Source organism: Aeromonas sp. R7-4 (genome assembly GCF_040908055.1).
In the GTDB taxonomy this organism is placed as follows: domain Bacteria; phylum Pseudomonadota; class Gammaproteobacteria; order Enterobacterales; family Aeromonadaceae; genus Aeromonas; species Aeromonas sanarellii.
On sequence record NZ_JBFODA010000067.1, the window covers coordinates 171177 to 186600 of the forward strand.

The 15424-nt window shown below is 60.7% G+C and carries 12 protein-coding genes and 1 pseudogene; 7 read left to right on the forward strand and 6 right to left on the reverse strand.

Annotated features, from left to right (window positions below; genetic code table 11):
• Nucleotides 1-121 precede the first annotated feature (121 nt).
• Nucleotides 122-247, reverse strand: a pseudogene (locus AB5Y72_RS19975) (flavodoxin FldB); the annotation flags it as partial.
• A 39-nt stretch (nt 248-286) separates the two neighbouring features.
• Nucleotides 287-805, reverse strand: a complete 519-nt coding sequence (gene fldB / locus AB5Y72_RS19980) for a flavodoxin FldB (RefSeq protein ID WP_146062926.1) — start codon at nt 803-805, stop codon at nt 287-289.
• A 187-nt stretch (nt 806-992) separates the two neighbouring features.
• Between fldB and xerD the strand changes: the two genes are divergently transcribed.
• Entirely contained in the window at nt 993-1892 is a 900-nt protein-coding gene (xerD, locus tag AB5Y72_RS19985) for a site-specific tyrosine recombinase XerD (RefSeq protein WP_209793338.1), read from the forward strand.
• A gap of 351 nt (nt 1893-2243) precedes the next feature.
• Here xerD and AB5Y72_RS19990 read toward each other — a convergent pair whose 3' ends face one another.
• The 3 genes from AB5Y72_RS19990 to AB5Y72_RS20000 all read right to left on the reverse strand — a co-directional run bounded on the left by AB5Y72_RS19990 (nt 2244) and on the right by AB5Y72_RS20000 (nt 7940).
• Entirely contained in the window at nt 2244-4763 is a 2520-nt protein-coding gene (locus AB5Y72_RS19990) for a hypothetical protein (protein WP_325782078.1), read from the reverse strand.
• 733 nt (nt 4764-5496) lie between these two features.
• Complete coding sequence (gene mscL, locus AB5Y72_RS19995; RefSeq protein ID WP_209793342.1) at nt 5497-5907, reverse strand: large-conductance mechanosensitive channel protein MscL; 411 nt, start codon at nt 5905-5907, stop codon at nt 5497-5499.
• A gap of 332 nt (nt 5908-6239) precedes the next feature.
• Nucleotides 6240-7940, reverse strand: coding sequence for a hypothetical protein (locus AB5Y72_RS20000; protein ID WP_325782079.1), 1701 nt, complete (start codon nt 7938-7940; stop codon nt 6240-6242).
• Between the two features lie 440 nt (nt 7941-8380).
• Here AB5Y72_RS20000 and AB5Y72_RS20005 point away from each other — a divergent pair, with 440 nt between their 5' ends.
• The 6 genes from AB5Y72_RS20005 to nqrE all read left to right on the forward strand — a co-directional run bounded on the left by AB5Y72_RS20005 (nt 8381) and on the right by nqrE (nt 14815).
• A complete protein-coding gene (locus tag AB5Y72_RS20005; protein WP_254203634.1) occupies nt 8381-9727 on the forward strand; it encodes a sigma-54 dependent transcriptional regulator in 1347 nt (448 codons plus the stop codon).
• 96 nt (nt 9728-9823) lie between these two features.
• Entirely contained in the window at nt 9824-11554 is a 1731-nt protein-coding gene (recJ, locus tag AB5Y72_RS20010; RefSeq protein ID WP_216989733.1) for a single-stranded-DNA-specific exonuclease RecJ, read from the forward strand.
• A 149-nt stretch (nt 11555-11703) separates the two neighbouring features.
• Entirely contained in the window at nt 11704-12885 is a 1182-nt protein-coding gene (locus tag AB5Y72_RS20015) for a MerR family transcriptional regulator (protein WP_368199514.1), read from the forward strand.
• Nucleotides 12886-12925: 40 nt separating this feature from the next.
• Nucleotides 12926-13429, forward strand: coding sequence for a GNAT family N-acetyltransferase (locus tag AB5Y72_RS20020; RefSeq protein ID WP_119196928.1), 504 nt, complete (start codon nt 12926-12928; stop codon nt 13427-13429).
• A 185-nt stretch (nt 13430-13614) separates the two neighbouring features.
• Complete coding sequence (locus AB5Y72_RS20025) at nt 13615-14040, forward strand: hypothetical protein (protein WP_223915311.1); 426 nt, start codon at nt 13615-13617, stop codon at nt 14038-14040.
• Between the two features lie 175 nt (nt 14041-14215).
• A complete protein-coding gene (gene nqrE, locus AB5Y72_RS20030; RefSeq protein ID WP_368199517.1) occupies nt 14216-14815 on the forward strand; it encodes an NADH:ubiquinone reductase (Na(+)-transporting) subunit E in 600 nt (199 codons plus the stop codon).
• Between the two features lie 46 nt (nt 14816-14861).
• Here the strand turns inward: nqrE and AB5Y72_RS20035 are convergent, their stop codons facing one another.
• The gene (locus tag AB5Y72_RS20035) at nt 14862-15371 is read right to left on the reverse strand and encodes a GNAT family N-acetyltransferase (protein ID WP_162726525.1); all 510 of its coding nucleotides are present in this window, start codon (nt 15369-15371) and stop codon (nt 14862-14864) included.
• Between the last annotated feature and the right edge of the window lie 53 nt (nt 15372-15424).

Below are 15424 nucleotides of genomic sequence, written 5' to 3' on the forward strand. Positions count from 1 at the left end.
CGAACCCATTGTTGCAGACCAGAGGCCAAAAGTCGCTATAGCGTCAGGCGATGATACCAAACGAGAAAATCGGTGCGATTTATGCGCCCGGTGACCCGAAATCGGGCCACCGGCAGTGGGATTAGAGCCGTTCGTGGATCTCGTCGAGGATCTGGTCGACCCACTGCTCGATGCGGGATGCGATCTGGTCGTACTGGTTGGCATCGTCGAGGGTCAGGCCGACGACAAGATGATGGCCATCGTCGATCCGTATCCAAGGGATCATCGAACATGCAAGCTACCAGGATCAGAGCAGCTCGTGGATCTCGCTTAATATCTGGTCGACCCACTGCTCGATGCGGGATTCGGTCTGGTCGTACTGATTGGCGTCGTCGAGGGCCAGGCCGACGAAGTGGCGGCCATCGTCGATCAGCGCCTTGGAGGCGTCGAACTCGTACCCCTCGTTGGGCCAGTAGCCCACCAGCTTGACGCCCTTGGGCACCAGCTGATCGTGCAAGAGGCCGAGGGCATCCTGGTACCACTCGCCATAACCCAGCTGATCGCCCAGGCCGAACAGGGCGATGATGCGGCCTTCCAGCTCGACATCCTGAATGTCTTCCCAGCGGGATTCCCAGTCTTCCTGCAGCTCGCCGAAGTCCCAGGTGGAGATGCCCAGGATCAGGATGTCGTACTCCTGCATGAGGGTGAGGGGCACATCCTTGATGTTGTGGAGATCGACCAGCTCGGGGCCAATGAGGGCGCGGATCTTCTCGGCGGCCATCTCGGTGTAGCAGGTGGTAGAGCCGTAAAACAAACCTATCTTCATCGCTCTTCTCTTGATCGCAGTCGGCAATGGGAGCGGGCAACCGCAGGGTGGCGCCCGGGGGAGGGCGTCAGTCTAGCAGATTGCCCGGCGCGCTTCATCGCCTGGCGGGCGATGGACAACGGCAACTTGCGGCCGCGGTGGGTCGGCACGTTACAATGGGCCATGTTTTCCCTGAGCGCGGCGTACCATGAGCAAAGCTGAATCCCATCCCCTTATCGAGCCGTTTCTCGACGCCCTCTGGCTGGAGCGGGGGCTGTCCGACAACACGGTCGGCGCCTATCGCACCGATCTGGAAAAATTCGCCCTCTGGCTCGACGAGCAGGGGAGCTCCCTGCTGCTGGCCGGGCTGGACGACATCCAGCACTACCTCGCCTGGCGGGTGGACCATCAGTTCGCCGCGAGCAGCACGGCCCGTTTCCTGTCGGCCCTGCGCCGTTTCTATCAGTACCTCAACCGGGAGAAGCTGCGCAGCGACGATCCCACCGTGCTGCTGGAGGGGCCCAAGCTCCCCAAGAAGCTCCCCGCCGATTTGAGCGAGGCCGAGGTGGAGGCGCTGCTCATGGCGCCCCTGGTGGATGACCCGCTGGAGCTGCGCGACAAGGCGATGCTCGAGCTGCTCTATGCCACCGGGCTGCGGGTCTCCGAGCTGGTGGGGCTCACCGCCGAGCACGTCAGCCTGCGCCAGGGGCTGGTGCGGGTGGTGGGCAAGGGCAACAAGGAGCGGCTGGTGCCCATGGGGGAGGAGGCAGTGCACTGGCTGGAGCGCTACTACCGGGAGGCGCGCACCCTGCTGCTCGGGGGCACCAGCTCGGACGTGGTGTTCCCTTCCAAGCAGGCGCGCATGATGACCCGTCAGACCTTCTGGCACCGCATCAAACTCTATGCCCAGCGCGCCGGTATCCAGGGCGAGCTCTCCCCCCATACCCTGCGCCACGCCTTCGCCACCCATCTGCTCAACCACGGCGCCGACCTGCGGGTAGTGCAGATGCTGCTGGGGCACGCGGATCTCTCCACCACCCAGATCTACACCCACGTGGCGAACGAGCGGCTCAAGGCGCTGCACGGCCAGCATCACCCGCGGGCTTGATTCGGGGGAGGGGACTTCTCCTGCTGGTTCTGCTGCGTTTTGAGCAGGTCACGTATCTCGGTGAACATCTCTTGGCTCCGGTTCAGTGCCGCCGTCTTGAGGACGATGGCCAGATTTTAGAAATCCACGCCCTGCTGGTTTGCTAGTGGTGGCACCGTTTGGGGTCCGCTCGAAGGGTATTTTCTGTGGGAACATGCCGTTTTGCCGTTCACCGTGGTGAGTGGCGGATCACCCAGAGGCCATAAAAAGAGGGAGGCATCTTGCCCCCCTCGTGATCGGCCGATGGCCGGTTGATTGTTGCTGCACGTCTGCACCGTTTGTTATGTCGGTGCGACGCAGCCATTTACTTCATCAGTTGCTTGGCAGGGTGGTGATGGTGGTGCCGGCGTCTTCCTCAACAGTGGTACCCTCTTCGTCATTAAAGACGATTTCTACCTGCTTTTGCACGCTCTTGGCGATCTCGCCGCTGAACACCGGGAAGCCGTTGGCGGTAAAGCCGTCGAGCGGACTATTCGGGGTAACGTCGGTGAACTCCACGCTAAACGAGCATTCGAAATCCTCATCCACTGCCAACACCAGCGTGTAGGGCGGCTCCGGACACGGACCGCTGGCACTGGTACTGAAGGCATTAACCCCCCCGGCGGGGTTGCGGATGATAAAGGCAACATTATCTTTGGTGCTCGCTGTTGTCCCATCAGCGACCGCAGTATCCAATACCTTCAATGTCTTCAGGTAAATCGGCTCATGGCTGGTGTTTTTCACCTTGATAAAGACGGTGGCCTTGAGGGCGAACGCGTCATCCATGGTGGGGGGCACATCGGTGAATACCACTTTTGCGGTGTCCTCATTGGAGGTGACTGAAGCCCCGTTGGGAGCAGTGGCCTTGACGCTGGCGGTGTTGACCAGGGTACGATCGTCATAAGTCGTGTCACCGACATCGGTGGCATTGCCACTCACCTCGGCAACCAAGGTACAGACATAGGGGGTGTCATAGAGGACGTCAACAGTGAAGTCACACTCATCGGTTCGTTGTGTTGCGGCCAACTTGGCACGTTCACTATTGGGCAGCACATCGTCCATCAGAGCGGTCAGGGTGAGAAGCTCTTTGGTTTTGCTATTTTCGTTGGTGATGGTGAAGCGATAGACCACCAGCCCACCCGGCTCGGCTACATTAGCCTCCTCACTGAAGTCGGAGATCGCGTCAAGCACACCACCATTGACTGCGGCCACCTCCTTGTTCAGTGACAGCTTGGGGGTGGCGCGTGTCACCGAGGCCATCGCCTCGTCGCTGGCGGCTCTCTCCTCGTTGTCCTTGCCCTTGACCGCTACGGTGTTGGTGTAGGTTGCATTCTGCTCGACCTTGACATCGGCGACGTATTGACAGGTAAAGCTCTCTCCCTTGGTAAGGGTGATTCCTGCGGCGTCAATACAGGCCGGTGAACCCGAGTTATCGGTCAGCAGATCGGCGATGGCCGTGTCTTTAAGCTCTGTCAGCAGCACCGCATCGACAGGGCTCTTGTTGGTGATGGTGATCTCATAAGTGATCAGCCCTTCATTATCCACATACCAGACATTACTCACTTGGCGCAGACCGGGGCCCTTGACCGGGGTTTTGGTGATCTCAAGCACCGGGTCAACGTTTTCGATCTTGACGGTTACCACCTGTGAGCAATTGCCCTCATCATTAGTGTCATCATTGTCGGTGAGATCACACTTGTCGTTGCCGACCGGCTCCTCCCGAAAGTTCTTTGCACTGACCCTGACGAAGTCCTGATAGAGCTCCGCCGTCTTGGCGTTGGTCGCGTCATCGGGCAGATCTTCATCGCTCACCTTCATCACCAGCACGCAGGAGAGACTAGGGGCGGTGGTGGAGAGCGTGGCTGGCAGCGTGAGATCGTCGCAGGTATAGTCCTCATCGCTGCCCAGCAGAGTGAGATTGCCTGATACCTGATCACTGCTGCTGTGCAAGTTGAACGCACCATAGACGCTGGTATCGGTACTGGAGCGCACCACGTCCTCCAGTGCGGTAATGATGACATCCGCCTTGTTGGTCGCATCCCTGGTAACGGTCAGGAGATATTTGAAGATGCCCTCTGGCTCGCTGGCCATATCAGAGGTCTCTGGGAGCAATATCTTGGTTACGACAGGGGGCTCGGGTTTGATGATGACCGGAATGTTGAAGGTGGCGCAGTTGCACTTGGACTTGGTGTTAGGCACCTGCCCGACCACAGGATCGGCGGCCACGGTACAGTTATTGCGGCTCTGGTTATCCCAGGCGGCGCAGTAATGAAAGTCAGCCTGACCGTCCTCGTCCTTGTCTTCACAGATCATGGTGATGGGTTCATCTTCCAGCACATATTGACCGCCGCTCAAGAGCGATTTTTTGATGTCGCCACACTGATCTCCATCCAGATCTGCCGCCCCCTCTTCGTTAGGTTTTGGCAGCAGTATGCTGCACGATTTGGCACTCAGCCCCTGAATGACTTGCGGGCTCTTATCGTTGAGTGGCAGATAGAAGGTAGTGTCCCAGCGCTCCGACGCGTTGCTCTTGACGGTGATATCCGCCCGGAACTGAAATGTTTTGCCAAGCTCGCACTCTATCGGTTTTCCATTCGTTTCGAGTGGTTTGACATTGGTGATGGCCACATCGTTGGCCGTACAGTTGAGCGACTCACCCAGGGTGTTGGCCATGCCCTTGCCGCCGGCCAGAACATAGGCATCTGCCATACATTTCTGTGCGTTAAGATCTGGGACACCACCGGTGTCAACATTGGTCCACACGCCAGCGAACACAGGCTGACATAGCAGCAGTGTTGCGGTACAGGCCGTCCGTAGTGGGCTGAACAGGCGGTTGCGCTTGTTTGGTTTCATGACACTTTCCTCTTCCTATGCTGTGGTTTTTTGTTCCATGACGTGCCATCACCTGGTGAGGCCCGAATCAGCATCTGGTCAGGCAGAGGCTTTCCCTTGTGTCGGTGACAGGGGCTCTGCGCCCAGGGCGGGCATCGGGAGGCAGCCTGCTTTAATCGCAAGGCGCGTACCATGAAGGTAATTAATTGAAAAATAATGATTTTGTTTTATTTTTCGGCGTTACAGGTCAGCAATAGGGGGGAGAGGTGTAACGATTGTGTGGGGGGATAAAAGTGGTATGTTTGTATTGCATTGATCAATAACGATTTTTAATTTTTAACGCCGTTACGGCGATGAAACAGGGGGGCGTCGGGAGAGGGGCTTGCAACCGGTATAGTCTCGAGGGACGCTGGGTTGATGATGAACTGCGGTAGGGGGGCGTTGTGGCGGTTTCCATGGCTGCAAGCGGGTCGGAGTCCGGCTGGCACCATGATCGGGGGGTTGGCTGCCAAGGGGGAGGGCTGTGTATCAAGATTGAGACAGTGAGGTATCTAGTCCGTCAAGGTTGCACGCGCGGGAGCCGTGCCGGTAAAAGTGACGCGAAAACGCGTCCGCCCGTCTCCCGGAAAGCAGGTGTGTTGGGGGGTAGAAGAGAAAGCACCTGAGGTGCTGGTGGAGAAGCACGAAGGGGAGCACTGGGCTCCCCTATAGTAGCAAGACTGCGGGCATGATGGACGTGGCGCCGCGAGCGGGCTTACTGGTCCTGGCGGGACTTGAGCAGGTCGCGGATTTCGGTCAGCAGTTCCTGATCCTTGGTGGGGCCGGCCGGTGCGGCGGCTTCCTCTTCCTGCTTCTTCTTCAGGGTATTGATGGCCTTGAGCCCCATGAAGATGGCGAAGGAGATGATCAGGAAGTCGATACAGGTCTGGATGAACTTGCCGTAGGCGATGACCACGGCCGGGGCTTCCCCCTCGGCTGCCTTCAGGGTCACGGCGAGATCGCTGAAGTCCACCCCGCCCAGGATCAGGCCGATGGGCGGCATGATGACGTCTCCCACGAAGGAGGAGACTATCTTGCCAAAGGCGGCGCCTATGATGATACCGACCGCCATGTCGATCACGTTGCCTCTGGATGCAAAGGCCTTGAATTCTTGAATCAGACTCATTTTTCCCCCTAAAAATGGACGGCGTGTGGCGTGACCACATCTGGTTTTGAACAATAAAACATCTGTAAAACAGAGGGATGGCTATGATGCCTCCCGTCGTCACGTTTAGCTTGCGGGGCTCAAGCCCGATTGGCAACCTCAATGCCCGAGAAATTTATGCCTCTGCCGCTATTAACGCTTCGCTCACTGCGGGGCGTGGTGGCCTCTGTGCCCGTCGGCGCTCGTGAGGGGGGGGCAGATGGGGGAGCAGACACCCAGCCTTGATGCCATGAAGAAGGGCCATGGTCTGCACCATGGCCCTGTGGTTCACTCGTGACTAGCGCCTGTCATGCCTAAGGAGTGGGGCAATCCGGGCAAGTCGGGCAGAGCGGGCAGGTAGCCTTCATCGAGTTGGTTGCGCTGCCAAAGCCGAGCGGTGCTGTCCCCGTCGCCTTCACTGTATCGCTGAAGGATATCTCGCCGGGGTTGATAGATCCGGCTGCGCTCGGGAAGTAAGACCCTGAATAGGGTTCACAGGTGTTCGCCGGGAGCGAGTCGATCTCCTTGATCGTGGTCGTAGTATTTGAACCATCCTCCACCGTGTCCTCGATCTTGACGTTATACAGGCCAACCGCAGGGATACCATTTTTGCCAGTGGTGTTGCAGACCTCACCACTGAAGTCGACTCTCACCACCAATTGGTTCGAGTCCGTGATGACCTTGGTTTCACAGGACTTGGTGACACTGATCCCTGGTTTCCGATCGATTAAGGGGCAGGCCGCCGTGGCGGATGCGGTGATCGACAGTGCGCCACCGTCGCTGGAGGCGGCCTTGACACTGACGCCGTTGGTCGGTCCGTTACCGGCGGAGCCGAAGCTGCCGCTGTAGTCTTCTGATCCCCCCTTGGCTATGGAATCGAAGGTCGCGACGACAAAGTCATCGCTGGTGTCGGCCGGGGTGCCGTTGTCGTCGGTGACGACGACGTCATAGATGGTGCCGAAGCCTGCGTTGGTGACGGTGCCTTCGAAGCTGTAAGTGAAACCTGTTTCATCGCCGTTGAGGTCACCGCCGGTACAGACCTTGGTGATCTCGACCTTGCACAGTTCGAAGTTGTCCAGCACGAAGTCCTTCAAGGCTGCCGTGAAGGAGCTGGAGGAGCGGGTCTCGGCCATGAAGCTGCTGAAGCAGCCGTCACCGCCGCCGACGATCTGGCTGAGGTTGATCCCGCCCTCGAAGAAGCTCTCGAAGGGGAAGGTGCCCTGGGTGCCGCTCTTGGGGGTGTAATCGCTCCACAGGCCGCTGACACCGTTTGCCAGCGTGTCGGCGGGCACGGGCACATTACCCGTGTTGGTCAGGGCGCAAGCCAGGTTGGCACCGCCCTGATTGGCGCAGACGACGTCGTTGGCCCCCGAGCCCTGCAGTTTGAGCCTCAGGTTGGCGGCGGCGCATTGACCCGGCTGCGGGTTGTTGTTGGTCGCCTTGCTGCAGGTCGGATCCCAGGTCACCACGGCCAGATAGGGAACCGCGTTGCTCGCCTGCGGGAAGTTGATGAGCACCAGGGTGTCCCCCACTGTGTGTTTGCCGCTGAAGCCGCCATTGGGCAGGGCGGTGACCTTCTGCTTGAAGAACCAGAACCCCATGAAGGCGTCGCCCACATTGGAGATCCTGTCGGCACCGAAGTAGAGCAACAGGTCGTTATTCTCGTTGTAGGCGGCGGCATAGGCGTGGGTCAGGTCATCCTTGTCGGGCACGGAGCCATCTTTCCAGCTCCATTTGTCTATATCCAGTATGTCCTTGTTGCCCCCCTCGAAGATGGTCCTGGGGGCGGTGTCCTGAATGATGCCGGTGAACTTGGTTGCCGCTCCGCTGTCGGGGGGGGTGGCCCAGTCATCGCTGTTGAGGGCTGGATTGTCATCCTGCGGGTTGGCATCCAGCTCGAAGGGGGACTCCGCCGTGGCGGCCAGTGCCGGAGCACAGAGCGCCAACAGCAAGGCCAGGGCGAGGAGGCCGTGCTGCCAACAGCGTAGCCAGAGATGTATTGCTCGGGTATCCATGTTGCATTCCTTCTGCTTGTTGTTGTCCATGTCGTCCGGTGCTGTGTGCACAGCCGGGGGCGCAGCTGGAATGCAGGCTTTGTTCCACGAGGACAACATGCTGAAAAACAAAGAAAAAGAAGGGTTATAATGCGCATCTGAAGAGGCGTTGTTAATGACATGATGCACTCCGGGACGCGCGCCTAGCGCACACGCCGATGGGACAACGAAGGGGGCTTTTTGATGCTGTCTCCAAGGTGGAACATGGTGAGGGGGATGATTGTCTTGCGAGTGATCGGATTTAATTGGCAAATATTTCAAATTTATTGTTTCTAATGGGGTTTTGTTGATTTTGGGTCTCATTTGAGAGGGTTTTTATCCCTGTTTCATCAGTGGCACAAGTCGACCTTCTATCCAATACTTTGCACATTGTTTGTGCCGCCATGCGGTGGGGTGCATTGATGGAAATTCGTATGCTGCTGTGTGTCAACACGAGCGAGGTGTGGCGTCCTCCATCCCATGCATCCTCTCTTGGGTGGCGGGTCTGTTCGGCCTCGTCGCCGCAGGAGGCCTTCAGCCACTACGTACAGAAGGCTCCCAGAGTGGGGGTGGTGCTGCTCAGTGAGGGGGAGGCCGAAGCCGTGGAGACGCTCTTTCGCCAGACCTGCGGCACCATGGTCTGGGTTGCCCTCGCCCCCCCCCATCTGCTCGCGCTACCCAGAATGCAGGAGCAGCTTCTGAACTACTGCTTCGATTATCACAGCCTGCCGGTGGAGGATGATCGTCTGCTGGCCATACTGGGCCATGCGTTTGGCATCGCCTGCCTGAGGGGAAAGGGGCATCGCCCCTGCGGGCATGGCAAGGATGAGGGGGGGCTGATCGGTGCCAGCCCCGTCATGAAGCAGCTCATGCATCGGGTGGAGCGACTGGCCAAGGCGGACTCGTCTGTCGTGTTGCAGGGGGAGAGCGGTACGGGCAAGGAGTTGGTGGCTCGCCTCATCCATCGGCATTCCCAGCGGGCGAATGGTCCCTTCGTCGCCATCAACTGCGGTGCCATTCCACCCACCCTGATCCAGTCGGAGTTGTTTGGTCACGAGAAGGGGGCCTTCACCGATGCCTGGCGGCGCCATATCGGTTGTGCGGAGAGGGCGCACAAGGGGATCCTGTTCCTCGACGAGATAGGGGAGCTGCCGGTGCAGATGCAAGTCAACCTGCTGAGGTTCTTGCAGGAGCGCACCATAGTGAGGGTGGGGGGCACCGAGCCCATCGAGGTGGACATCCGCGTGATTGCCGCGACGAACAGGATGCTGGACAAAGAGATGGCACAGGGGAACTTCCGTTCAGATCTCTTCTACCGCCTCTGCGTGCTGGATCTGGAGTTGCCACCCCTGCGTGAGCGGGGGGAGGATATCATGCTGCTGGCCCACCATTTCCTGAACAAGATGGGTAGTCTGAATCCCAAGGTGCACGGTTTTACGGTCAGCGCCATTCACCAGATGATGAAATATCACTGGCCTGGCAATGTGCGGGAGCTCAAGAACCGGCTGGAGCGAGCCTTGGTCCTGTGCGAGGGGTGTCGCATCGATCATCAGGATCTGGGTCTGGCTCTGCCGCTGGCAGAGGGGGGCATTCGCCCACTGAACCTGGTGAGGGCCGAGGCGGAGTGCGAGGCCGTGCGCCGGGCCCTGATACTGTGCGGCAACAATGTGACCGAGGCTGCCCGCCATCTCGGGATCTCCAGGCTGACCCTCTACCGGGTGCTGGAACGCTCAGCCCCCCCTGTGCCTCCTGAAGTCCAGACCTCCTAGAGTCTGGTCCTGCAAACTCCCCCCTCGCCGATCCGCTCAAGGCGTGTATCATACGGCCTGCCATAGCTCATAGCCTCAGAAGACAGGATCGAATTCATGCCCCTGCACATCCGTCGTCGTCCGCGAGTCGATGATTCCCATCTGCCCGCCACCCTGCATCCGCTGCTTCGCCAGATCTTCGCCAGTCGCGGGGTTGAAGATCCGGTGCTGCTGGAGCGCAGCGCCAGCCAGCTGCTGCCGCCCCAGCGCCTGTTCGGCATGGAGCAGGCAGTGCCACTGCTGGCTGACGCCTTGGCGGCCCAGAAGCGGATCCTCATCGTCGGTGACTTCGACTGCGACGGCGCCACCAGCTCGGCCCTGTGCGTGCTGGCCCTGCGCGCCATGGGCGGTCGCCACATCGATTTTCTGGTGCCCAACCGCTTCGAGTTCGGTTATGGCCTCACCCCGGAGATCGTCGAGCTGGCGGTGGCCCGCGGCGCCGAGTTCCTGATCACGGTGGACAACGGCATCTCCAGCATCGCCGGGGTGGCGGCGGCCAAGGCGGCCGGCATGCAGGTACTGGTTACCGATCACCATTTGCCGGGTCAGGAGCTGCCTGACGCCGATGCCATCGTGAACCCCAACCAGCATGGCTGCGACTTTCCCTCCAAGTCGCTGGCCGGGGTCGGGGTCGCCTTCTATCTGATGGCCGCCCTCAACACCCATCTGCGCCAGAGCGGCTGGTATGAGTGCCAGGGGCTGCGCGCCCCCAACGTGGCGGATTACCTCGATCTGGTGGCCCTCGGTACGGTCGCTGACGTGGTGGCGCTGGATGGCAACAACCGCATCCTGGTTCATCAGGGTTTGCAGCGGATCCGGGCCGGCCGTTGTCGCCCCGGCATCCAGGCGCTGGTGGACGTGTCGGGCCGCGACGGTCGTCGCCTGTGCGCCGCCGATCTCGGCTTTGCGTTGGGGCCGCGCCTCAACGCGGTGGGCCGGCTCGATGACATGTCCCTCGGGGTCGCCTGTCTGCTCTGTGACGACATCAACCTGGCGCGCCAGTTCGCATCCGAAATGGACAGCCTCAACCAGGAGCGCAAGGAGATCGAGCAGGGGATGCAGCAGGAGGCGCTCGCCACTTTGGAGCAGATCCGTTTTCGTGACGGCGAGGTGCCCTCCGGCATAGTGTTGCACCGGGACGAGTGGCATCAGGGGGTGGTGGGGCTGGTGGCCTCCAAGGTAAAGGAGAAGTACTACCGCCCGGTCATCGCGTTTGCCGAGAGCAGCGAGACCGAGCTCAAGGGCTCCGGGCGCTCCATCCCCGGTGTGCATCTGCGCGATGCGCTGGAACTGCTCGACACCCGCCATCCCGGCCTGATGGGCAAGTTTGGCGGTCACGCCATGGCGGCCGGGCTGACCCTGCCCAAGGCCAATATCGAGGCCTTCGGTCGGGCTTTCGAGGCGGTCATCGGCGAGCTGGTGACGCCTGAGCTGTTGACCGGGGTGCTGCTCACCGACGGCGAACTCTTGCCCGATGAACTGAGTCTGGAGCTGGCGGAGCTTATTCGCGCCTCCGGCCCCTGGGGGCAGGCCTTCCCCGAGCCGCTGTTCGACGGCGAATTCGTGCTGGTGCAGCAGCGGCTGGTGGGGGAGAAGCACCTCAAGATGATGCTGACCACGGATTCCGGCCACGCGGTGGATGCCATCGCCTTCGGCGTCGACTTGCAGCGCTGGCCCGATGCCTCGGTGAAGCGGGTGCGGCTGGTCTACCGGCTCGATGTCAACGAGTGGCGCGGCAACCGCAGCGTGCAGCTACTGGTGGAGCATCTGGAGGCCGCCGGCCTCTGATCCCGCGAGTCTGTCTTGATGCCGATGACGGCCACCTCAGGGTGGCCGTTTTTTATGGTGTGAACCCGGGTTTTGCCGTTGACCCGTCTATTGCTTCACGGTTTAAGCTTCCCTTCATCGGGTCACGGACCCCATTGCGAGTCGCTGTCATGAAAATATCCGAACTGGCCAGGCGCTGCGGCCTGGCCCGCTCCACCCTGCTCTATTACGAGAAACTGGGGGTGATTGCGGGAACGAGAGCCGCCAACGGCTATCGCCACTACGACGATGAAGATCTGCAGCGGCTGCGGATGGTGCAGGCCCTGCAGGCGGGTGGCCTCAGCCTCAAGCAGTGCCTCGCCTGTCTGGCGGGCGAGCTGGAGCAGGCGACACTGGAAGCCCGGGTCAGGGAGCTGGATGAAGAGCTGGCGCGGATGCAACGCGCCCGGGATCTGCTGGCGGATCTCGCCGGTTTGCGTGCGCACTCCGGCGACGAGTTCAAGGCCTGGCAGCGGCAACTGCAGCATCAAGCCCCGCAGGCCTACTTTGCCTGGGTGATGAGGCAGGGATTCAGTGAAAAAGAGCGTTACCACCTGCAATGGCTCAGCAAAGACATGAACGAACATGAGCGCTACATCCGGGATTTCAAGCTGCTGCTGGACGGCATGAGCTATTGGGGGCCGGGCGATCGCCTCTTCACCCAGCAGCAGTTTGCCGCGCTGCCCAGCCAGCCTCGCCGGATCTTCGACATGGGCTGCGGGCGCGGCGCCGCCACCATGGCGTTGGCACAGGTGACGGACGCAGCCATAGTGGCCATCGATCTGGACGAGGAGGCGCTGGCCGCCGTGGCGAGATCGGCCAGTGCGGCGGGGCTTGATCAGGTCACCACCCTGTGCGCCAATATGGCGGACTTGCCCATGGAACTTGCCCCCGCCGACCTTATCTGGGCCGAGGGGAGCGCCTACACCATAGGAGTGGCCAACGCCTTGCAAGCATGGCGGCCGTACCTTGCCGGCCCTGCTGCCTGCCTGGTGCTGAGCGACCTGGTGTGGCTGACGGACACGCCGCCAGAGGAGGCGCTGGCGTTCTGGCAGCGGGATTATCCTGCCATGCAGACGCTGGCTGGCCTGCTGAAGACGGTGCAAGAGGCGGGTTATCGCTGCCTGTCGCACACCCCGTTGCCGATGAGTGCCTGGAATAACTATCTGGACCCCATCGAGCGCAATCTGGCGCGTCATTGCGCCGAGCTGGGACATAGTCCCGCCTGGCAGGACTTGAGCCAGGAAATGGCCATCCACCGCCAGTATCTGGGCAGCTACGGCTATGTGATCTGCTGCCTGCAGGCCGCCTGATCAGAGCATTCATTGAAAGAGAACAAACGGAGAAACCCCTATGAACATCCTCATTCGACCGGAAACGGGCGCCGATCACGAGGCCATTGAAGCGGTGACCGTGGCCGCATTCCTCAATGCGCCCCATACCGATCACAACGAACAGCTGATCGTGCGCGCCTTGCGCCAAGCCGGGGCACTCAGCCTGTCGCTGATGGCGGAGCTGGAAGGCCGGGTGGTCGGCCACCTCTGCTTCTCGCCGGTGACCATCAGTGATGGCAGCCCGCACTGGTATGGTCTTGGCCCCATTTCGGTCTCTCCTGTGCTGCACGGCAAGGGGCTGGGTTCACGACTGATGGATGCGGGTCTGGCCGAGATCAAGGGGATGGGAGCGGCCGGCTGCGTGGTGCTGGGGGATCCCGGCTTCTACGGCCGTTTCGGTTTCGTGCCCGAGCCGGGGCTGACGCTGCCCGGCGTGCCGGCCGAGTACTTCATGGCTCGCTCGTTCGGGGCGGCCATGCCCAGTGGCGAAGTGTGCTACCACCCAGCCTTTGTGCAGGAGTGAGGGGCACCGTGAGGGTAAAGAGAGTGCCCCGTGTGCTCATTGTGGTTTTTAATTGCCAGATTTATTGATAACTAGGGTTTTTAGTATCAATTCGTGGGTGTTTGCAGGGTTTCGAATTCAATAAAAAGATGAATTGTGATATATTCGGCCTCGCTGAATCCTCTTTTAAAGAAGAGACTCCCCGCTTGTCACCCGCTGGCCGACGCTCGACCTGGCTGATGGCCCTCGCCATCGCCAGCCTTATGTGGCTTGCCGCCTTCGCTGCGGCAGAGGTCGGTGCAGCCGTACGTCAGGCTGCGGTCGGCCAGGGCGCCTCGATGCAGTTGCATGAGCCGGCTGATCCCGGGCTTATCAACAGCGTCAGCCTGCCGCCGGGCGGACAGTGGCGGCTCGGCTTCGAGCAGGGACGGCGGCTGGAAGGCACCAACCACCCCGAGCCCTACCAGATGCTGCTGGCCTGGTTCCAGCACGAGATCCTCGGCCTGCTCTGCGGCCTGCTGTTCTTTTTGCCCCTCATCTACTTCAGGCAGTTGCCTGACTGCTTCGGCTATCTGCACACTCGGCGGCTTCGCTGCCACCACCTGCAATTTCGCTTCTGCCAGGGGGACTAGCGTCTCATCCCTCGCGGGCGTTGGGCGGGAGCTTTCCCGTTGCTGATCCGACCGGGCACAGGGCGTCGTTCCTGTGTCCCGATCGCGCCCGTGCCTTTTTGTCATCCCGTGTCGCCGCGGCCCGTCGGCCTGCAGCGACCCCTCTCTCGATGCAGACAAGTGGTGAGCCCCATTCATGGACTATTACGTCAACCTGTTCATTCAGTCGATCTTCGTGGAAAACCTGGCCCTGGCCTTCTTCCTCGGCATGTGCACCTTCCTGGCCGTCTCCAAGAACATCAACACCGCCTTCGGCCTCGGCATGACGGTGCTGGTGGTCATGGTGATCGCCATCCCCCTCAACAACCTGATCTACCGCCATATCCTGCGTCCGGACAGTACCTTTCTCGGCGAGTTTGATCTGAGCTTTCTCGATTTCATCGTCTATATCGGGGTGCTGGCGGCCCTAGTGCAGGTGATGGAGATGGTGCTGGACAAGCACTTCCCGGCGCTCCACCACGCCCTCGGCATCTATCTGCCGTTGCTGACGGTGCACTGCGCCATCTTCGTCGGGGTGATGTTCATGGCCCAGCGGGATTACGACTTTATCGAATCCGTAGTGTATGGAGCGGGCTCAGGGCTGGGCTGGCTGCTGGCCATCGTCGCCATCGCCGGTCTGCGCCAGAAGATGAAGTATTCCGATGTGCCCGAGGGGCTGCGCGGCATCGGCATCACCTTTATCGTGGCGGGGCTGATGTCGCTGGGCTTCATGTCGTTTTCCGGGATCTCGCTCTGAGTGCCCGCACGACTGAAACCGGGAAGAGGGTTGATGGCGGGTGCCATCAACCCAGTTTCTTGGCCATGTTGTAGCCCGTGATGTGAAAGCCGATCTCTTCGTAGAGCGCCCTGGCCCTCGGATTGTCATAGGCGACCCTCAGCTTGATCTGGCTGACGCCAAGGCACTTCAACTCGGCCTCCAGCACCGCCATGGCGGCCTTGCCATACCCCAGTCCGCGATGGGCCGGGAGTGTGTAGAAGTCATAGATAAAGGTGCTGTGGGCGGCGCTGTCGATGCTGTGCCAGAGATAGCCGGCGATGGGGGCGACTGCGCTCCCGACATTGTCATGCACAGTGTCATTGACAGGGATGATGCAGAGCAGGCTCTGACCCAGCGTGGCGGCCCCTTGGGGCAGGTATTGCCGCAGGGAGGCTTCGGCCTGCTGGCGGGCCTCGGTCTGGGTCAGCCCGTGGTTGCTGGCGAGATCCCGGGCGTAGTCGTCGATGAAGTAGTCGCGATAGGCGGGGAAATGCGCCTCATCCATGGGGAGCAGGCGAACGATAGGGGTCGGCATCCGGCGTTTCACTCAAGGAAAGGGAGTCGCTACCTTAACCCCGGAGCCCAGGG